Genomic DNA, 18,701 nt, shown 5'->3' on the forward strand with positions numbered 1-18,701 from the left:
CTTCCTCACGGTCGCGGACATCGTGCACTGGGCGCGGGGGCGCGGCATCCTGTGCCAGGGCCGTGGCTCGGCCGCCAACTCGGCCGTCTGCTACTGCCTTGGCGTGACCGAGGTCGACCCGGCCCGCATGAACGTGCTGTTCGAGCGCTTCATCAGCGTCGAGCGCAAGGAGCCGCCCGACATCGACATCGACTTCGAGCACCAGCGGCGCGAGGAGGTGATGCAGTACATCTACAGGAAGTACGGGCGCGACCGCGCGGCGATCACCGGCGTCATCACCTCTTACCGGACGAAGTCATCGTTGCGGGATGTGGGCAAGGCGCTCGGCTTTGCGCTGGAGACGGTCGAGCGGCTCGCGAAGACCGCCTATGGCACGCAGAAGGAATGGATCAGCGATGCCTGCCTGGTCGAGTGCGGCCTGGATCCGTCGGTACGCGAGGTGCGCCTGTGGCTCGCCCTGGCCAACGAGGTTCGCGGCTTTCCGCGGCACCTGAGCCAGCACACGGGCGGCTTCGTGATTGCGCGCGACAAGCTCAGCCGGCTTGTGCCTGTGGAGAACGCGGCGATGGACGACCGCACGGTGGTGCAGTGGGACAAGGACGACCTGGACGCGCTGGGGTTGCTGAAGATCGATGTGCTGGCCCTGGGCATGCTGAGCGCGATCCATCGTGCTTTCGACCTCGTCGGGAACAAGCGGGGCCAGCCCTTCGGCATGCAGCAGGTGCCAGCGGAATGCGCCCTCACCTACGCGATGATCCAGAAGGCCGACACGGTCGGTGTGTTCCAGATCGAGAGCCGCGCCCAGATGTCGATGTTGCCGCGCCTGAAGCCCGAGCGCTTCTACGACCTCGTGGTGCAGGTCGCGATCGTGCGGCCCGGGCCGATTCAGGGCGGCATGGTGCACCCGTACCTGCGACGGCGCGCCGGCGAGGAGGCGATCGAGTACCCGAGCGAGGACATCAAGGTGGCGACCGAGCGCACGCTGGGCGTACCGCTGTTCCAGGAGCAGGTGATGCAGATCGCCATGCTGGCGGCCGACTTCACCGCCGGCGAGGCCGACCAGCTGCGCCGCGCCATGGGCGCATGGCGCCGGCGAGGTGGCCTGGAGCCGCACCAGCAGAAGCTCGTCAGCCGCATGCTGGCCAAGGGCTACTCGCAGGAGTTCGCCGAACGCATCTCGAAGCAGGTCGAGGGTTTCGGCAGCTACGGCTTTCCGGAAAGCCACGCGGCCAGCTTCGGCCTGCTGGTCTATGTGAGCTGCTGGCTCAAGCGCCACCATCCGGACGCGCTGCTGGCCGCCTTGCTCAACAGCCAGCCGATGGGTTTCTATGCGCCGGCGCAGCTGGTACGGGATGCGCGCGAGCACGGCGTCGTGGTGCGGCCGGTCGACGTGACGGTGAGCGACTGGTTCAGCACGCTCGAGGAGGAGGCGCAGGAGACCCAGGAGGTCCAGGCACAGCAGGCATCGGGCTCGCTCCCGCGCTGGGATGCGCGCTTCGAGGAACCCTTGCGCGCGGTGCGCCTGGGCATGTCCCGGATCTCGGGCATGCGCGAGGCCGTGGCGCTGCGGCTCATGGCCGAGCGCGCACAGTCGCCGTTCACCAGTGTGGAGGACATGGGACGACGAGCCGGTCTGGATGCGCACGACCTGCGCTGCCTGTCGGCAGCCGATGCGCTGCGCAGCCTCGCAGGCCACCGGCCCAACGCGGTCTGGGAAGCCATCGGTGTCGAGACACGCCCGACCGAGGTCCTGCGCGATGCGCCGACGCTCGAGGCGTTTGTCGAGTTCCGCCCGCCCTCGGAAGGCTTCGACATTGCCGACGACTATGCGTCGATGGGACTGACATTGCGTCGCCACCCCTTGGCACTGCTGCGCCCCAGGCTCTCGGGTTGGGGCATCCGCACGGCGGACGACCTTCGGCGCAACGCGCGGGACAAGGAGCTGGTGCGCGCGAGCGGCATCGTGACGCACCGGCAGCAGCCCAGCACGGCCAGCGGCGTCATCTTCGCAACACTGGAAGACGAGACCGGCACGGTCAACATCATCGTCTGGCCGAGCGTGGCCGAGGCGCAGCGCGCGGCCCTCAGGGGATCGATGTTGCTCAGCGTCCAAGGCATGTGGCAGTCCGAGAAAGGGGTGCATTCGCTGGTCGCCCAGAAGCTGGTCAATCACGACCGGCTGCTGGGACGGCTGCGTGATTCGAGTCGGGACTTCAGATAAGGCCTCACCTTGGCGCCGCAAGGGAGACGCTGCGCCGATGCCCGCGCGTCGGGGAAATCCTGAGAGGCATACGACAGAACGGAATCTGATGAGATAGACACTCGCAAATGGAAGAACTCTGGCGGACGAGAACAACGAGTGCTCACACGATGAGGACTGCTCGAGTTGCCCCGGAAGAGCGGCATGCCCGGCGATCATCGCAGCGATGCGCGTGGGCATGAGCCCCAGGCGGAGTCCATCAAGCGCGGCAGTTCGCGGGGCGCTGGCCCAGGCGGACGACTGTGCGCGCTTCCACTCTCATAGTCGATAACAATGCGGATGCTGAAAAAGGAGAACTGAATGACTGACGCTTACCGTACCAAGGGCCTATCAAGCGCTGTGTCCTATCAAGAACCGAAGGCCGCTTACCGCTGGCTCGAAGCCGCATTCGGATTTGAACCACTGTTCGTCATCCTCGACGGCGATGGCAAACTCGCTCATTCGGAAATGAAGTACGGCAGTTCCATCGTCATGGTCGGTGGCGAGTGGAGCGATGATCACAAGAGTCCACGCGCCACCGGCGGAAAGAACACCCAGTCCATTCATGTGCAACTCGCTCAAGGTGAGGACGTCGATGCGCACTGCGCTCACGCGCGTACTGCCGGCGCGACCATCCTGCAGGCGCCAGAAAACCAGTTCTACGGAGATAGGACCTATCGCGCGAAAGATCCGGAGGGCCACATCTGGACTTTCGGCGTTACCGTGGAGAAATTGACGCCTGAACAATGGGACAAGGCGAGCGGACTGACGACCAGGACGCGACTCGATTGAACGCATGGGTTGAAAATTCTTGCGGTGCTCAAGCGATTTCGCCTTGGAAGTTGGCGGTTTGCACCGCCCGGGCCGCAGGGTGTGGGGGGAGAGCTTCGTCGAGTGGCAGCTTTTCTGGACGCTGAGTTGGTTGGCAGTTGATGGTCGGCTGTAGCTCACCAGTGCGCGGGTTTGCTGGCAGCCTTCCTCTTCGTCTGCACGTGTTCTGGCAACTGGCTCGATGCGAGTTCTTCGTCGAGGATGTGATGGCGAATCCAGGTTGCTTGTCCTGTAATCGCTTTTTCGAATTCATCCCCTGCCCTCTTTCATCTACACGCAACGGCATGACCGGGCCCATCTTGAGGCCCGGTGCATCGCGTTATGAGGTCACGGTAGACCTGCAATGCGAGATTCACATCGCTGAGCATTTGCTCAATCATCCGTTGGCGTGCGACCAAATGAGGTAGCGTTCCCCCATGGCCGAAAGGAGAGCGTTGATTGCCGCAGTGGACGACACTGCTGCAGTGCGCGCCATGCTCGGGGCGCCTGTTACGACTCGCGAATTACGATGTTCTGTCGTCGTACGCCAGTGGTGCTTTCACGACCTCAACCTACCAAGCCCGCAGGCGGTCCCTCCCGTTGTTCGATGGGTCAGTTGCTCGGGATGGGACAGTAGCGGACACGCGTTCGCAGCTCTGCTCCCCTCCCCTTCCCTTCCCTTCCCTGCGCTCGGCGCACCAACGCTTGCGCCTTTTACTCTCATCAAAGTCGTTCAGCGCATTCCACGTGCTTTTGGATGGGCCCGGGCGACAGCATCGTCCCAGGGGGCCAGCTTCTGGGAATGTAGTCTTGGCTGATTGACCTTGCCCCTGGAATCCGTACCCCATAGCCGAGTTCATGAGTTGGCTTGCCGTGGTTGATTGGCAAGCCATTCCTGCTCGAACTGCATCGGGCTGACGTAGGCCAGCGTCGAGTGCAGTCGAGCGCGGTTGTACCAGAGCAGCCAATCGATGGCCTCGTCCTTCGCCTCGCGCCTGGTCTTGAAGCGTTGTCCGTGCAACCGCTCCACCTTCAACGACCCGAACAGCGTCTCGCTGCAGGCGTTGGAGTGAGCAGTCAACTGCGCCGCATGGCGGCGTTGAGCGCAGACCTTTTCGGGTAACGCACCCGCACCATCCGCTGTTTCGCCAGGAATTTGATCTGGTCATGCGCGGCAAGAATTGGCGCGAGGACAGGGCGTGGTTTCGTGACGCCGCTGGCTGTTTGCGCTCTCTGCCTGCGAGCTGGACTGACCTTGTGCCCGAGGATCCCTTCAATGTCGTGGCCGCAGGGCGGTCTTCGTTTCGGGTCCAGGAGCTGCTCGATCTGGTCCATCTCATCGGGATGCTCAAGTCATGAACGGGCGCGCACCACGTAAAGAAGAATATGTGAAATCTGTAAAGAGGATTTTGCGAATTCTCGAGATTTATGTCGGGCGTGGGCGCAGAGTACTTATTCCAATCTGGCTCAGCTCACAGAGACGGCGCATGGAGTGCCTTGACACTGCCGTAGATATGCACATAATCATATTTACACTATGCGATCCACGCAACCCGAGGAGCGTCCATGCCGGCAAGTCAACGCAAGCACGACAAGCAAGCGGTCCTGCGGCAACACGCCACGCTCAATCCCCGCCCGGGCGGCGTCACGCATACGCTGTTCGAGAGCAGCGAGTTCTTCGATCCCGACGACGTGCTGCAGGTCAAGTACGAGATGCTGCGATTGGTCAACGTCGACAAGCGTCCGATCAGCGAGGCGGCCAAGGCTTGTGGCTTCTCGCGCCCGTCGTTCTACCAGGCGCAGGCGGCCTTCGAGACAGGTGGCCTGGCAGGTCTGATCGCGCACAAGAGCGGACCGCATGGCGGCCACAAGCTCACTCCCACGGTGCTGCAGTTCGTCACCGAGGCGCGCACTACCGATCCCGCTGTTCGCGCGGAGCATCTGGCCGAGTGGGTGCACCAGCGCTTCGGCGTGCAGGTGCACCCTCGCAGCATCGAGCGGCAGTTGCTGCGCAAAAAAAAACAGCGCTGAACCATGTCGCCGCAATGCATTCACGTGCGCCGCGCAACGACGGTTTGATCGCCCGCTACGAGGAGTTGCGACGCCAGGCCCTTGGACGGTTTGGTGCGCAGGCGCAGGGCTTGGCCCTGTTCATGCGGCGCGGCATGAGCGCATGGATGCAGGCCTGGAGCCAGTGCGTGGCGTCGCCATTGCCGCCGTCGCCTGCACTGCTGCCGGAGATCCAAGAGCTCTGCCCGCTGCAATTGCATAGGGACGTCGCGATGCTCCTGGCCAGCATGGTTCTATTCGCCCGTCAGGAGGCCCTCGCATGATGAACGATCTCCATCAGAAGGTGCAGGCCAGTCACCTCAAGCGCGATGCCTACCTGTATGTCCGCCAGTCAACGCTGCGACAGGTGTTCGAGAACACCGAGAGCACCAAGCGCCAGTATGGCTTGCGCCAACGTGCGGTGGCGCTGGGCTGGGCCGACGAACGCGTCATCGTGATCGACAGCGACCTCGGCCAGTCGGGCGCCTCGTCAGATCGTGAGGGCTTCCAGCGCCTGGTGGCCGAAGTTGGCATGGGACATGCTGGAATCGTGCTCGGCTTGGAGGTGTCTCGACTGGCACGCAACTCGATGGACTGGCATCGGCTGCTTGAGATCTGCGCGTTGACCGCCACGCTGATCTGCGACGAGGATGGTGTCTACGACCCAGCACACTTCAACGACCGCCTGCTGCTTGGCCTGAAGGGCACCATGAGCGAGGCCGAATTGCACGTACTGCGCGCGCGCCTGCAAGGCGGCATCTTGAACAAGGCTCGCCGCGGGGAGTTGGAGATACGCCCGCCCGTGGGGCTCATCTACACCAGCGAGGGCACCGTCGTTCTCGATCCTGATCAGCAGGTGCAGCATTGCCTGCGGTGGCTGTTCGCGACATTCGCTCGCACCGGTTCGGCCTGCGCCACGGTGCGGTTCGCGCGCACCGAGGAACTTGCATTCCCACGACGTTGTGCCAAGGGAGTGCACAAGGGGGAGTTGTTGTGGGGTGCTCTGGACCACAGCCAGGTGCTTCGCGCCCTGCACAACCCAAGATATGCCGGCGCCTTCGCCTATGGGCGCTCCCAAACGCGCAGGAACGTGGACGGCGGTACGAGCTTGCAACGCCTACCCCAGGATGAGTGGGTCACGCTGATTCCAGATTCGCATCCGGGCTACATCTCCTGGGATACGAGCGCAACCAACAACGCCTGCACGAGAGCGCGCAGGCCATCGGCGCCGATCGGCGCCGCGGACCGCCGCGCGAGGGACCCGCGTTGCTGCAAGGACTCGTTGTGTGCGGGCGCTATGGCAGGCGCATGACGGTCGGCTATCACCATCGCCATGGCCAATTGTTCCCGGAGTACGTCTGTCAGCGTGAGAGAATCGAGCACGGCGAAGCCGTCTGTCAAAGGGTGCCAGGCGCCGGCGTCGATCAGGCCATCGGTGCCTTGCTCGTGGACGCGGTGAATCCGGTCGCACTCGAGGTGGCGCTGGCCGTTCAATGCGAACTGCAGTCGCGTCTGGACGAGGTCGATCGCCTGCGCCGCGCCCAAGTCGAACGTGCGCAATACGAATGCGAGCTTGCGCAGCGCCGCTACATGCGCGTGGATCCTGACAACCGGCTCGTCGCCGATTCCCTGGAAGCGCAGTGGAATGAGAAGCTGCGCGCATTGAGCGATGCGCACGAGGAGTACGCGCGTCGCCAGGAGCAGGATGCACGCGTGTTGACGGCTGAGCAACGCGGCACGATCCTGTCGCTGGCCTCGGACTTCCCGCGCCTGTGGAGCGACCCCGCCACGCATGATCGTGATCGCAAGCGTATGGTCCGACTGCTGTTGGAGGACGTGACCTTGAATCGCGCTGAACAAATCGTCTTGCAAATCCGCTTCAAGGGAGGTGCACGCAAAACGCTGCACCTGCCGCTGCCCCTGTGTGCCTGGAAGCAGCGAATCACTCCATCAACCGTGATCGACGAGATTGATCAATTGCTCAACGACAACACCACTGCGCAGATCGCCGACATCCTCAATGCCCGCGGCTTGACACCGGGGGGCGGAGCGACGTTCAACGCACGAGTAATCGCGCGCTTGGCGCGCGATTACCATCTCACGCCACGCTATGACCGATTGCGTGAGCGCGGAATGCTGACCTTGCAGGAAATGGCCGACTCACTGCAGCTCACCACCCACACCGTCAAGATCTGGCTGCGGTGCGGCCTACTGCGAGGTCACGCCTACAGCGACAAGAACGAGTCCTTGTACGAACCGCCCGGCGAAGGCGAAGCCGCTCCTCGCAAAAAGCCAGGCGTCAAGCTGTCGCAGCGGCGCCTCGACTCAAAGCTTCCACCTGATTGAACGGAAGGGGTGCAGTATGCGACGTAGTCCTTGTCCCAGCAGTTGCCTTTGCGACTCATCGAACTGGTGATGCCGTATTCCGCGAGCACGTCCCTGAAGTCGTGACTTGCGTATTGACTGCCTCGGTCGCTGTGGAAGATCAATCCGGCCTGTTTTCCCGGATGGCGCTTGAACCACGCCATTCGCAGCGCGTCGATCACGATGTCGCGTGTCATGTCCTCGCGCAGCGACCAGCCCACCACCTGGCGGCTGAACAGGTCGATCACCACCGCCAGAAACAGCCAGCCCTCGTCCGTTGCGATGTAGGTGATGTCACCCACCCAGACCTTGTCGGGCTCACTCACGGTGAATTCGCGGTTCAGCACATTGGGCGAGATCGGAAGATCGTGGCGACTGTCGGTGGTGACCTTGAAACGACGCTTGCCTCGGGCGCGAATTCCGTGGTGTTGCATCAACTTTTGCACACGGTCCTTGCCCACGCGGATGCCGCGGGCCAGCAGTTCCTTCCAGATGCGCGGCCAGCCGTAGCCGCCACGGGTTTCGGCATGGATGGCCTTGATGTGAACCAGCAAGGCATCGTCGCTCAGGTGGCGGCGCTGCGCGCCACTGGCCTTGCGAACGAAGTGCTCGTGATACCCCGCCAAACTGATTCGCAGCACTCGGCATTGCACCGAGATCGGCCACACACGTCGGTGGCGTTGGACAAAGGCGTACTTCACCGCTGCGCTCTCGCGAAGTACGCCGTGGCTTTTTCCAAGATGTCGCGCTCCATCTTCACGCGCGCCAGCTCCGCACGCAGTCGGCTGATCTCCATCTGCTCGGCACTCACCGCCTTGCTATCAGCCCCGGTGAGCTTGCCTTCGCGCTTTGCCTTGACCCAGTTGAACAGGGTCTGCTCGACCACGCCCAACGTGCGCGCCGCCGCCGCGATGCTCTGGCCACCTTCGACCAGCCGCACGGCCTCCTTCTTGAACTCCAGCGTGTAGCGCGCTCTCGTCGTCTTCGTCATTACCGTTCTCCTTGCTTGCATTGAAACACTCAGCAAGGGATACGTTTTTCGGGGGCAAGGTCAGATAGGTTCGCCCACCCCTCTCGACAGCGAAAACCTCAAGAGTCGGCCGTTACGAAACAGTTGCCGAGGCAATCGCAAGCAGCTGCTTGTCGGTCGGCTTGTCCCAAGCGGGACCGTAAGCAGCCGTCGCATAGAAGCTCACCATCTCGTGGCGTACCATGGGGTGCGTCCATCCTTTACTGAGTAACCGCTGAATGACAGCTGGATGAGCATTTCGGAGCACGAGACTCTCTTGAAGTTCGCGGACCAATTCGGACTGGCGTTCTGCCGGGAGAGCTGCGATTTCGGCCGCGATGCCCTCGATTCGCTCGGCCAGCCATCGCTTTTCCCACTGAGCAAGCCGCTCGCTCGCAGGCAATGCGGTGGATTCGGTCTTCTTGACCGTTTCCGCCCGGACGAGCGTTTCAGCCTGCGCGGCCGCGTGACCGGGAAGCACGCTCTTGAGATAGCGTAGCGGGTCACGCAAGGGTTCGGGGAAGGCACTGGCCGCACGCTTCTCGACCGCATCTATGCCGGTGGCTACCGCGGCGTCGCCGTATTCCTCGATCAGGCGTTCGACACGTGTATGGTCGATCCCGAGCCGCTCTGCGCTTGCCAGAACGCCGACATCGACCGGCTCGGCCGAGGATCGCTGCTGCAACGCCAGAACACGCTGCGGTTTTTTCCGGACGGTGAACTGAAGGTCCGAGACGAAGCGACCGGATTTGAATTCGAGCATCTCGATCTCGATATCGGCCAGAGCATTGATCTCGGCGATCGCAGGACGCAACGTATCGCGCTTGAAAATGCGGTACTCCAACTTTTGCAGCCGTTCATCATCGGGGCGGCCCAGCAAAACGGGCCGCCACCAGGCCCATGATTTGCGGGCCGTTTGCCCTACGCCGAGATAGCGCGAGCAGATTTCGTACAGCGCGACGGAAGGATGCGATCCCAACTGCGAAATGACGTCGAGCGATAACTTCGCGAAGATCTCGGGATCCAGAAGCTCATGGCGCATGTTCACCGCATACGACCACTCGACCCAGATCTGACCGCGCTCTTTAACGAGCTTGGCGTGCGAGAGCATCCCGCATACGTCCCAAGTCTGCCATTCCCCTGCGGTGGGAGACTGCCATTCCACAAGAGTTGAGACCATCGACCGAAGATGGGTCTTGATGATCTTCATGTCGCCGCTGTTGTAGTCCAGCCCCTTCACGATATCCGTCAACGCAGACCGGAATGTCTCGCGTTCAAGGCCTTGGTCCTGCGCTATGTGAAGCAGAACGTTCCAGGTGCGGCGACCGAGTGCCGTGATCTTGTTGTTCTGGGGAACCAACGCCAGCGAGAAAACTGGCTTGAGCAAGGGCACTGCACTCCGTACGGGTGAATGTTCCTTGATTGCGTCGGCTGCCATGGGCGGACTTTAGCGCAACTCCCAGTTCATGTGAAACAACGATTCACATGTCGCAGCAATCGATTCCGCAGTCGTTTCACTGGAAAAGCTCCGCGTCGGGGGCTTCAATCACCGGGGCGGGAGGGGACTCCGTTCACTGTAAATGCTCCGGTGAGGCATCCAAAACGGCGCCAGTACGCCGCGAAAACTACAGCGCCCGCCGCCAACTGTATCCACTGCACAACGCCACTGAAGGTCCGCCGGAAGGGACTGTATCCACTCAAGACCATACCGGAAAGGCTCCATACGCCACTAAGTTTGCTCCGATATCTTAGCTAAGTCGTTGATGTTAAACGATTTTTTCCGCCTAAAGTATTAAAGGTCTTCAAGGTATTGGACTTATAAAAATACCAGCCCTTCGGGCTTGGAGCTTTTTCAGGAACAGTACCTGCCATTTTGGACGAAACGTCGCGCGTTTGCTCAAAACTCGTCCAACACGCACAATCTCGCGCATAAACATCAATACGATCATCCAATGGAAATTCGATCCCCTATCACCTTGGCTTCCGTGCACCAGCAGGCGGTGGACGCCGCAGCGATGCTTTCGAGCATTCGCTCGGCCATGTTGGCTCCAATGGTTCGAAAGGCAGCGCCCGTGTTCAGTGCCGACCAGGTAGCCACCTTATGTGAGGCAACCTCCCGGGGCTCCTTCGCGCATCGTGTCGCAAGCCGCAAGGATATGCCTTCGGGCACCTTGGTGTCGAATGGCCGAAAGCGGGTGTTCACCTTGGAGGAAACGCGCCAGTGGGTTCGTGACTATCGAAAGGAAGTACTGAGGCCTGAGGGAGCCGAGGCGATCACGATCTCGATCGCCAATTTCAAGGGGGGCACAACGAAGACGACCACAGCCATGACTTTGGCACAGGGTCTGACGTTGCTCGGGCACAAGGTGCTCGTGATCGACACCGATCCCCAAGCCTCATTGACCACCCTCTTCGGGATTCTCCCGGACGTGGAGATCTCAGCCGCCGACACGATCATGTCCCTTGCCGATGGAAGTTCATCATCGGTCCGTCCGATGATTCGAAGCACCTACTGGGACGGCCTGGATCTGGTTCCTGCCGCCAGCTCGCTTTTCGATGCAGAGTTCATGCTGCCTTCGCGGCAGAGCAAGGAGGGCCTCTCGGGGTTCGAGTTTTACAAGGTGCTGGACTTAGGCATCGATGACGTGCGTGCGGACTATGACGTGATCGTGATCGACAGCCCCCCTGCCCTTTCTTATCTGACCATCAATGCGTTGATGGCCGCGAACGGAATCATCATGCCGCTGCCGCCTGAGACGCTGGACTTTGCTTCTTCGACGCAGTTTTGGTCGCTGTTTTCCGACCTGACGGAAACCATGCTCGAATCGCGCGGGCAAACCAAGAACTTCGACTTCATCAATATTCTGTTGTCTCGGGTGCCGCCAAAGGCAGGCCGGGGCGCGTCGACGACCGCTGACGCGGTGAGGGAGTGGATCGGCGCCACCTACAAGGAAAAAGTGCTGCCGCTGGAGATTCCGAGAACGTCGATCGCTTCGCAGAAGTCGTCGGGTTTTGGCACTGTGTACGACAGCGAGGCGGCCGATGCAAAGGACAAGACGTACAAGCGCGCGCGAGATGCGTATGACCTGTTTGTTCAGCACATCGAAGTCTCGATTCGGAATGCCTGGACGCGTCAGTTGCCCGGTGGCGCGGGGGCTTTGTACGGTACAAACCCCCTGCGCGTCGAGGTCTGAAATGGCACTTGAGCTCATTCACGAAAGCAGGCTGCGAGGCCTGTACGGAGGGGTTTGTACCGTACAAACCCCCTCCCCCGGCACGCCAGCGCGTCTTAATCTGGGTCTGATTCAGGGTGGTTTGTACGGTACAAACCTCCTGCGCGGGGCTGGTATCGGGTTCCTTTTTCCCCGCTCCCGTAAATCATCTTCTTCTATTCCTGTGCGCCGGGCGTCACCGAAGGAACGTTTTCATGGCCAATAAAGACCTCGTCAAACGCGCATTCAGCGTGACCGCCAATCTACCCGCAGCGCCTGCCGTCGAGTCGACCGGCAGCGCCTCACCGGTGTTGTCGGCTAACGCGCCCGAGCCATCCGGGGTCATCGCCACCCCCGAATCGTCGGTCCTGCCGATGGCAGCGGTCGGAGCGACTCGCCTGAGCATCGGCACACCCAAGACAAGTCCGGGCAGCATGATGGCTTTCATGACGGAACAGTCGGAAGTGCATCGGGAAGTCGTCCGCCTGCGCGAACAAGTCAACGCCTTCGAGGGGGCAGATGTGGCGCGTCGGCTGGATCCGACCCAGATCGTTGCGTCCAAATGGGCCAACCGCGACGAGTCGCATTTCTCGACAGAGATGTTCACGAGGCTGAAGCAGGAAATCGCAAGCGCGGGCGGCAATGTGCAGCCGATCAAAGTCCGAGCATTCAACTCACCGGCAGCAGAAAGCGCACGTTGGGAAATCGTCTATGGACATCGGCGGCACCGCGCATGTCTTGAGTTGGGCATTCCCGTGTTAGCGCTCATTCAGAGGGATATGCCGGACGCTGATCTGTTCGTGGAGATGGAACGGGAGAATCGCGAGCGCGAGGACCTGTCGGCGTGGGAGCAGGGCCTCATGTATATGCGCGCGCTGGAACTCGGGTTATTCCCGTCTGCGAAGCAGCTTGCGGCCGCCATCGACCGCGATATGGGAAATATCAGCAAGGCAATGGCGCTCGCGAAATTACCGGCGGACGTCGTGCGAGCGTTTGGATCTCCTCTGAATCTTCAATTCAGGTGGGCGACGGCACTCAAGGATGCACACCAAAGAGACCCCGAAGGCCTGCTGGCAGCCGCGCGAGAGCTTGCGACCGCGAAGCCGATGCCAAGTCCAGCTTCGGTGTTTTCAACCCTTACCGGCCCTGGTATAACGAATAGCCGTTCGGCTCCTACTTCGACGGAATGGAAAGACGAGCAAGGAAAGCGCTTGGCCTCATTGACGTTTGACCGAAAGGGGAGGGCGACGATCGCATTTGAATACGCCCTAGATGAGGCACAACAGCGCAAGTTGGCTAAGGCGGTTGATTCATTTCTGGGCCGAAAAGGTTGACCAATGCGGCTCGAGGAGCCACCACCGGGAGGGGCGCTGGAAGGGGATTCACGCAAGGCCCGAACTCTCGATAGCGGTTGCGTCGTGTCCCTCCAAAGCTGTGGTTCCACTCCCAATGGGCGCGAGCGGGACCCCCGCGTCCTGAGCAAACCCATGGCGAGGGCGTCTCAGCGGGCCTGGTGTAGAGCGCCACAGTCGCCGGGAGGTGAGAGAGAACTTCTCGCACACAGGGCAGGGCGGAATAGCGCCGCTGTCAGTTCAAGAAGAGAAAAGCATCTGTCGTGTGAGCCGCGCCTAGCGTATGAGTGCAGCCGGTGCAGTTTGGGACATCTGACCCCGATGCGCCAACCTCCGTTCGAGCCAGCCGTCGCTCTGCTATCTTGCCGCTGGCGCTCCGGCCGCCAGCGGCTCCCCCGCAGCACGCTGTCGCCTTGGTGGATGCAAACGCAATGGGGGGAGTTGATGCCTGGAGCGTGCAAATCCATGTTTGTCTCACGCGCTCTAACTCCACGGCAGCTTGGAATGTGCCGACTTTGTGCGTACAATGTGCATGCATCGATCAGCTAGCAAAGAGCCATGCTTCAAGAATCCGCGATAGCCAATCCTCGCGAACTCCACGCCTACGCGGATTTCAGCGCCTATTTGCACGATCCGACGCAGCCGGCACATGTGCTGTCGCCAACCAGGTGGGCGGATGCGATGGGGGTCCCCGTAAACCAGCTCGCCGCACAGGCCGGAGTGCATCGAAACACCTTGCGTTTGTCGCCGACCTCGCCCTTGATTCAGACCTTCCTTCTGGACAGCTTGAGGGTCCTGAAGGCGGCATTCGATGTCAGCGGGGATATGCAGGTGTCGATTCGTTGGTACCGCACTGAACCACTCAGCGTCTTCCGCTACGCCACGGCCGAGATGCTCGTATCGCAGGGCAGGGCGACCGACGTGCTGAACTACATCGAATCGCTCAGTGCTGGAGCTCTTGGTTGATTTCTATTCCCTATGAGGGAGAAGTCCACAGAATGTTGACCCCTGAATGGTCATACGCGGCGGCCGGGCCAATCGCCAGGGAGTGAGCCCGCTATACGTCGTTGGATGAACACACCGCCTTGCTTGAGAACCAGCAACTGTCGCATTGATGCCGCCCAGCAAAACCTGATCACGATCAGCGTATTCAATGCCCAAGTCGATGAGCAGGGGTGCAGTGGACGTGTACCGCGGTGACTTGTTGCCCAAGACTAGGATTCATGGCGATGATGGCCAAAAGTCGTCGACGAGGGCACGGGAATCAAGCGCTCACTTTCGCACAACCGACAACTGACCGCTTCGCTTACATTAGGGGAGCGGTCGCTCAAGTCATTGATTTCATTGACTTTTAGGTAGAAGACTGTTCAAACACGCAATTTCCCATCGAGTTTCTATAGTGATGATAAATATTCTTATCATCAAGGAAATCGCCTCTGAGCAAGTTAAAGTGATGTCTGAGCTCGCTTGATGCGGCATCGGAAGAGGGACGGCCAAGTGCACGCCGGGACTCGAGGTTTGAAAAAGCGTTTTGAGCGCAGTGCTCGAAGCGTCCGTGATCTGCGTGAATCTCGCCTCCGCCCGGCAGGGACCACCAGCCGGTGAAATCCGGCCAACGTACAAATTGCTACAAATCGGGACGCTGCTGAGATGCTGTTGAGAAAGAGGCGCTATGTGCGCGTCGCCTTTGGCAAACTGCGAGAGGGTCCTGCGCGGCGCTGTTACGCCCGACATCTCAGCTGAAACCTCGAAAATCGCCGCGTCGACGGGCGACGTCGGGCACCAAGAATGTCTTTTGACACAACTGTCCGTGATCTGCTCGGGTAGCGTTGGAAGGATGATGAATCTGCCGACCTCTGAAAACGTTCTGGAATTCGACGACCTGCAGCTCGCGAGCCTGGCCGCGGGCTGGCGCATGCGCGCGAGGCATGGGGACCGCGAGGCTTTTGGCGCGGCGCATGTCCTGGAGGTCGAACGGCGCCGGCGAGTGCGCGCCAGCGGGGTTGAAACGCTGCCTGTGCTGCCGCCGCTGGCCCCGAAGGTACCGTGGTGGAAATTCTGGACCGCGGCGCGCGAAGGCCGCCCGGACCACCTCGGCACGCTCCCGCGTTGCAGATGAAAAAGAAGAACGAGGCGCCTCGCAAACTCCACAGCGGGCATTTCGCGTTCATGCGCGCGCTCGTCCAGGGTTTGGACGAGAACGCGAGCTGGAACCGGTATCTGCACCTGGAAGGCGAGTACACGGACCTGCGCACGGTCCGGCGCACGATCGCCTCGATCCGCGACCAGTTCGCCGCCGCAGCGCGGCGCGAAAACAAACCCGGCACCGCGCGGCTGATCCTCATGGACGCCGAGCGTTTCAAGGCGGCGCCCGCGCTGCCGAGCCTGGCCGAGTTCGCCGCGGCCAACGGGCTGGAGGAGTTTTCTGAAGAGGAACAACTCGAGGCCTACCAGGACGCCTATCCCTCCGGAAAAAGGGGCGCAGGGCAGGGAGGAGGGGAGGGAGAAGGGCAGGGCGCTAACAAGAGATCACAGCGGCCTTCCCGCCGCGCGCGCGTGGTCGAGCGGCAACTCGAAGCGCTGCGCTGGCTGCAGGGGCTAGTGGCCCAGGATCCGAAGCCCAGTGACAGCGTGTCGGCCTGGCTCAACCCGTCCATGGCGAAGCGGCTCGAGCGTGCCGGGCTGACGACCCTCTCGGTACTCGTCGAGCGCATCAACGGCGTGGGCGCGCGCTGGTGGGCCTTGGTGCCGGGGGTGGGGGAGGGCAAGGCCGCGCGCATGGTCGAGTGGCTGCAAGCCAACGAGGCCCTCCTGGGCCTGAAGGTCGGCCGACACGTTGCGCAGCCGCGCATGAAATTGGCGAGCGCCACGCTGGAGGCCGTGGTTCCGGCGGCGACGGCGATCCGCCCCTACGAGAAATTCGTACTCCCGGCTGAGCTCGACGGCAGGGCGGGGCGGTTCAGGGCGCGGCCGGAGAATTGCCTGCTCGCGGCCGGCAACGACCACGAGGCGATCGGGGCCTGGTTGTCCTCGAAAGCCGCAGGCGCGAAAGGAAATCCGTCGGCGACGCAGCGCGCCTATCGCAAGGAAGCAGAGCGGCTTCTGCTGTGGGCGGTGCTGGAGAGGAAAAAGGCACTCTCCTCGCTCACGCTGGAGGATGCGACGGCGTACCGGGACTTTTTGGCCGATCCACCGGCTGCGTGGTGCGGGCCACGGCACCACCAACGCTGGTCGCCGCTCTGGCGCCCGCTCGAAGGACCGCTCCATGGCGTGACGCTGCGGCACTCGCTGACCGTGGTGCGCAGCCTGTTTGCTTTTCTGATGCGTCAGGGTTACCTGATGGGCAATCCGTTCGTCGCGGTGGCCCTGCCGGTTCAGCCCCTGCGGCCGCTGGGGTCCAGCCGGACCCTCACCTTCGCGCAGTGGGATCACATCGATGCATTGCTGGAGAAGTATGGCGAGACTGAGGCGGACCGGCGCCTGCGGCGTGGCATGCGTTGGCTCTACGCGACCGGGCTGCGGCTGGCGGAGATCACGAGCGTGAAGTGTGAAGACTTGACGCCGGTCGAATACCGGGCCGATGGAACCATGGCTACAGATTGGCTGCTGGCCGTGATCGGCAAAGGCAACCGCAGCCGTGAGGTGCCGGTGCCGGCCAAACTGGTCGAGGAACTCGGCGATGAGTTGGCTCGCCATGGCTTCGACCGCCAGGTGGGCGCGGTGAGCAACCGGGGTGTTCACGTGATGAGTCGCTTCGACGATGAACTGAAACGGCCTGCGCCGTGGTCGGCTTCGGGGCTGTACCAGGGGATCAAGGCGTTCCTTGCGCAGGCCGCCGGGGGGCTCGATGCCGCCGATGCGTCTCAGCTGAAAAAGGCCAGCACCCACTGGCTGCGGCATTCGCACGGCTCGCATGCGCTGCAGGGCAGGGAAGGGCGGGCGCCCGTGCCCCTGCAGATCGTGCAGAACAACCTGGGGCATGCCTCCGTGGGAACGACTTCCCTGTACCTGACAACCGAGCGCGATGAGCGTTTGAAAGCGATGCGGGGATTCTGGAAAGTGCCGCCTCTGCCAGAATGATGCTGCTGAAGGTGACTATCTCCGGCTGGACCAGCGTTGGGCTGTGCTGTCGCTGGTCGGGCAGGCCGCGATGCAACGCTGCCATTGACGATCATGATCCGTTGCGGCTCGCATCAACGACGAGGCGAGGGTGCCGTCGCTCTCATCAATGGAACGAGGATCGAAGGGCGAACTTGGTAGCATATGAACCATGCTTTTCGACAACAGCCTTCACGACATCGAGCATCAGTTCAAGGAACACGCGCGCAGGGAGCAGCGTTTCAACGTCATCGCTGTCCTCGCCGCGGTTATCGGCGGAGCTGCGATCGTTGCTCTCGTCCACTGGCTCTAGGCACGACGCTCAGTAAGGTGCCGGCGCCGATTTGACTAGCTGATTCAAATTTGGCCGAGGGGGATGGCACCTTTCGCGAGTTGGGCTAGCCCCGCAAGTATTCGCCGAACTGGTCTGGGCTGGGCCGAGGGCACCCGATGCGGCGTGCCTGTTAAGGTCGGCTGCGGACCGAGCCCGTTGAGTGCTCGGCCAATCGTGATTGGCGGGCATGTCGATTTGCGATCGGTATGCTGAAATTCAGCCGCGGCAAGCCGAAACCGCGGGCAACTCAAAAAAGGCATACTTGCAGGCGACCGTTCCCATCCATGCCATGAAAAATTCGCGGCAGCTTTCCGAGACCTATCTGAAGTTTGTCAACCTGGTCAGCGCGATTCGCGGCTTGCCGACACTTGACGCGATGGAGGAGCGGGTCCTTACCGGCCTTGCCATTGCCTGGTCGAAGGGCGAGCGCGTTCCGGTCCTTCACGCCATGGAGCTAGCTCCGGACACGTCACCCACGACGGTGCATCGGCGCCTGAAGTCGCTGCGAAAGAAGGGACTGATCGAACTGCGCGAAGACCAGAACGACAGCCGAATCAAGTATGTGCTCCCCACTTCGGCAGCACAGGACTACTTCGCACGACTTGGCAAATGCCTGAGCGCTGCGGCGCACGGGTGAGCTGGTTGTGATCTCTGCGGTTCTGCAGGTGCTGGGCACGGCCGCCCTTTGGGTGGGTCTTTTCAAGTTCAATGACTTCCTGTTTGGGTCCGTCGGGCTCTGCCTCGTGATCAATTGGGTGTTTGTTCCAGCCGCGGTTCGGTTGATCAGCGTTCTGCTTTTTGGAATGCGCGGGGCACTTGGCTTGTGGATCGGCACCCTACTGACCAACCATGCATTCGCGAGTTCCTGGCACTCCATCATCGTAGCCTTCCTCTCCGCAGGTGGGGCGCTAGCGGCGTTGTGCATCGGTCGCCGATGGTTGCAGTTGCCTGCGTCATTGCAGGGACTCACGCCTGGCAAGCTCTTCCAACTGTCGGTGTTCGTGGCGATCTGCAACTCAGTCCCGCACAACATCTTTTTCTGGATCACCGGCTTCATGCCGGATCTATGGACAGGGATCGGACCGATGTTCATCGGGGATTTGCTGGGAATCTTGCTCGTCCTCTACACAGCCCGGGGCGTGATCGCCATGAGTGATCGCATCGCTGCGCGCCGCCAAGCGTAGCTCGCACCCCCATATCCGGGTGGGTCAGTAACGACCCAAAGTCGCCAGAA

The 18,701-nt window shown here is 61.6% G+C and carries 16 protein-coding genes and 2 pseudogenes; 14 read left to right on the top strand and 4 right to left on the bottom strand.

Annotated elements, in window-relative coordinates; genetic code table 11:
- On the top strand, positions 1-2,221 hold a 2,221-nt coding region (locus HB681_RS34605), incomplete at its 5' end, for an error-prone DNA polymerase (protein WP_213959423.1).
- Positions 2,222-2,560: 339 nt separating this feature from the next.
- Positions 2,561-3,031, top strand: a complete 471-nt coding sequence (locus HB681_RS34610) for a VOC family protein (RefSeq protein WP_213959424.1) — start codon at positions 2,561-2,563, stop codon at positions 3,029-3,031.
- A gap of 874 nt (positions 3,032-3,905) precedes the next feature.
- On the opposite strand, the pseudogene HB681_RS34615 reads toward HB681_RS34610, so the two are convergent.
- Positions 3,906-4,115: pseudogene (locus HB681_RS34615) on the bottom strand (IS3 family transposase); the annotation flags it as partial.
- Positions 4,116-4,126: 11 nt separating this feature from the next.
- Positions 4,127-4,384: a hypothetical protein gene (locus tag HB681_RS38530; RefSeq protein WP_256735216.1), complete on the bottom strand. Its 258-nt coding sequence runs from the start codon at positions 4,382-4,384 to the stop codon at positions 4,127-4,129.
- Positions 4,385-4,615: 231 nt separating this feature from the next.
- Between HB681_RS38530 and HB681_RS34625 the strand changes: the two genes are divergently transcribed.
- The 4 genes from HB681_RS34625 to HB681_RS34640 are packed head-to-tail and all read left to right on the top strand — an operon-like array spanning position 4,616 to position 7,444.
- Positions 4,616-5,080 (top strand): helix-turn-helix domain-containing protein, encoded by a 465-nt coding sequence (locus HB681_RS34625; RefSeq protein WP_213959425.1) that lies wholly within the window; start codon positions 4,616-4,618, stop codon positions 5,078-5,080.
- A 44-nt stretch (positions 5,081-5,124) separates the two neighbouring features.
- Positions 5,125-5,382, top strand: a complete 258-nt coding sequence (locus HB681_RS34630; protein WP_213959426.1) for a hypothetical protein — start codon at positions 5,125-5,127, stop codon at positions 5,380-5,382.
- Positions 5,379-6,410, top strand: coding sequence for a recombinase family protein (locus tag HB681_RS34635; RefSeq protein WP_213959427.1), 1,032 nt, complete (start codon positions 5,379-5,381; stop codon positions 6,408-6,410). The genes HB681_RS34630 and HB681_RS34635 overlap by 4 nt, the downstream gene beginning before the upstream one ends.
- Positions 6,407-7,444 (top strand): hypothetical protein, encoded by a 1,038-nt coding sequence (locus HB681_RS34640; protein ID WP_256735217.1) that lies wholly within the window; start codon positions 6,407-6,409, stop codon positions 7,442-7,444. Before HB681_RS34635 ends, HB681_RS34640 begins: the two co-directional genes overlap by 4 nt.
- 32 nt (positions 7,445-7,476) lie before the next feature.
- Here HB681_RS34640 and HB681_RS34645 read toward each other — a convergent pair.
- Positions 7,477-8,453 (bottom strand): annotated as a pseudogene (locus tag HB681_RS34645) (IS3 family transposase); the annotation flags it as partial.
- 112 nt (positions 8,454-8,565) lie between these two features.
- Positions 8,566-9,909 (bottom strand): replication initiation protein, encoded by a 1,344-nt coding sequence (locus tag HB681_RS34650; RefSeq protein WP_213959429.1) that lies wholly within the window; start codon positions 9,907-9,909, stop codon positions 8,566-8,568.
- Positions 9,910-10,423: 514 nt separating this feature from the next.
- Between HB681_RS34650 and HB681_RS34655 the strand changes: the two genes are divergently transcribed.
- From HB681_RS34655 to HB681_RS34690, 8 genes are all read left to right on the top strand, one after another.
- Positions 10,424-11,665 carry an AAA family ATPase gene (locus tag HB681_RS34655; RefSeq protein ID WP_213959430.1) on the top strand — a complete coding sequence of 414 codons (1,242 nt, stop codon included), beginning with the start codon at positions 10,424-10,426 and terminating at the stop codon, positions 11,663-11,665.
- A 233-nt stretch (positions 11,666-11,898) separates the two neighbouring features.
- Positions 11,899-13,017, top strand: a complete 1,119-nt coding sequence (locus tag HB681_RS34660) for a ParB/RepB/Spo0J family partition protein (RefSeq protein WP_213959431.1) — start codon at positions 11,899-11,901, stop codon at positions 13,015-13,017.
- A 576-nt stretch (positions 13,018-13,593) separates the two neighbouring features.
- A complete protein-coding gene (locus HB681_RS34665) occupies positions 13,594-14,001 on the top strand; it encodes a DUF2384 domain-containing protein (protein WP_213959432.1) in 408 nt (135 codons plus the stop codon).
- Positions 14,002-14,875: 874 nt separating this feature from the next.
- The gene (locus HB681_RS34670) at positions 14,876-15,154 is read left to right on the top strand and encodes a hypothetical protein (protein WP_256735218.1); all 279 of its coding nucleotides are present in this window, start codon (positions 14,876-14,878) and stop codon (positions 15,152-15,154) included.
- A complete protein-coding gene (locus HB681_RS34675) occupies positions 15,151-17,115 on the top strand; it encodes a phage integrase family protein (RefSeq protein WP_213959433.1) in 1,965 nt (654 codons plus the stop codon). Before HB681_RS34670 ends, HB681_RS34675 begins: the two co-directional genes overlap by 4 nt.
- A 190-nt stretch (positions 17,116-17,305) precedes the next feature.
- On the top strand, positions 17,306-17,446 hold the full coding sequence (locus tag HB681_RS34680; RefSeq protein ID WP_213959434.1) for a hypothetical protein: 141 nt from the start codon (positions 17,306-17,308) through the stop codon (positions 17,444-17,446).
- 283 nt (positions 17,447-17,729) lie between these two features.
- Positions 17,730-18,104, top strand: a complete 375-nt coding sequence (locus HB681_RS34685; RefSeq protein WP_213959435.1) for a winged helix-turn-helix domain-containing protein — start codon at positions 17,730-17,732, stop codon at positions 18,102-18,104.
- Positions 18,105-18,111: 7 nt separating this feature from the next.
- Entirely contained in the window at positions 18,112-18,651 is a 540-nt protein-coding gene (locus HB681_RS34690; protein WP_213959436.1) for a hypothetical protein, read from the top strand.
- The last annotated feature ends 50 nt before the right edge of the window (positions 18,652-18,701 follow it).

The sequence above is a fragment of the Variovorax sp. dw_954 genome, from assembly GCF_018449755.1.
GTDB lineage: Bacteria > Pseudomonadota > Gammaproteobacteria > Burkholderiales > Burkholderiaceae_C > Variovorax.

Excerpts from the sequence above, each read along its gene's own strand:
- HB681_RS34610 (WP_213959424.1), top strand. The coding sequence starts at position 2,561 with ATGACTGACGCTTACCGTACCAAGGGCCTATCAAGCGCTGTGTCCTAT.
- HB681_RS38530 (WP_256735216.1), bottom strand. The coding sequence starts at position 4,384 with ATGGACCAGATCGAGCAGCTCCTGGACCCGAAACGAAGACCGCCCTGC.
- HB681_RS34625 (WP_213959425.1), top strand. The coding sequence starts at position 4,616 with ATGCCGGCAAGTCAACGCAAGCACGACAAGCAAGCGGTCCTGCGGCAA.
- HB681_RS34635 (WP_213959427.1), top strand. The coding sequence starts at position 5,379 with ATGATGAACGATCTCCATCAGAAGGTGCAGGCCAGTCACCTCAAGCGC.
- HB681_RS34640 (WP_256735217.1), top strand. The coding sequence starts at position 6,407 with ATGACGGTCGGCTATCACCATCGCCATGGCCAATTGTTCCCGGAGTAC.
- HB681_RS34650 (WP_213959429.1), bottom strand. The coding sequence starts at position 9,909 with ATGGCAGCCGACGCAATCAAGGAACATTCACCCGTACGGAGTGCAGTG.
- HB681_RS34655 (WP_213959430.1), top strand. The coding sequence starts at position 10,424 with ATGGAAATTCGATCCCCTATCACCTTGGCTTCCGTGCACCAGCAGGCG.
- HB681_RS34660 (WP_213959431.1), top strand. The coding sequence starts at position 11,899 with ATGGCCAATAAAGACCTCGTCAAACGCGCATTCAGCGTGACCGCCAAT.
- HB681_RS34665 (WP_213959432.1), top strand. The coding sequence starts at position 13,594 with ATGCTTCAAGAATCCGCGATAGCCAATCCTCGCGAACTCCACGCCTAC.
- HB681_RS34670 (WP_256735218.1), top strand. The coding sequence starts at position 14,876 with ATGAATCTGCCGACCTCTGAAAACGTTCTGGAATTCGACGACCTGCAG.
- HB681_RS34675 (WP_213959433.1), top strand. The coding sequence starts at position 15,151 with ATGAAAAAGAAGAACGAGGCGCCTCGCAAACTCCACAGCGGGCATTTC.
- HB681_RS34680 (WP_213959434.1), top strand. The coding sequence starts at position 17,306 with ATGCTTTTCGACAACAGCCTTCACGACATCGAGCATCAGTTCAAGGAA.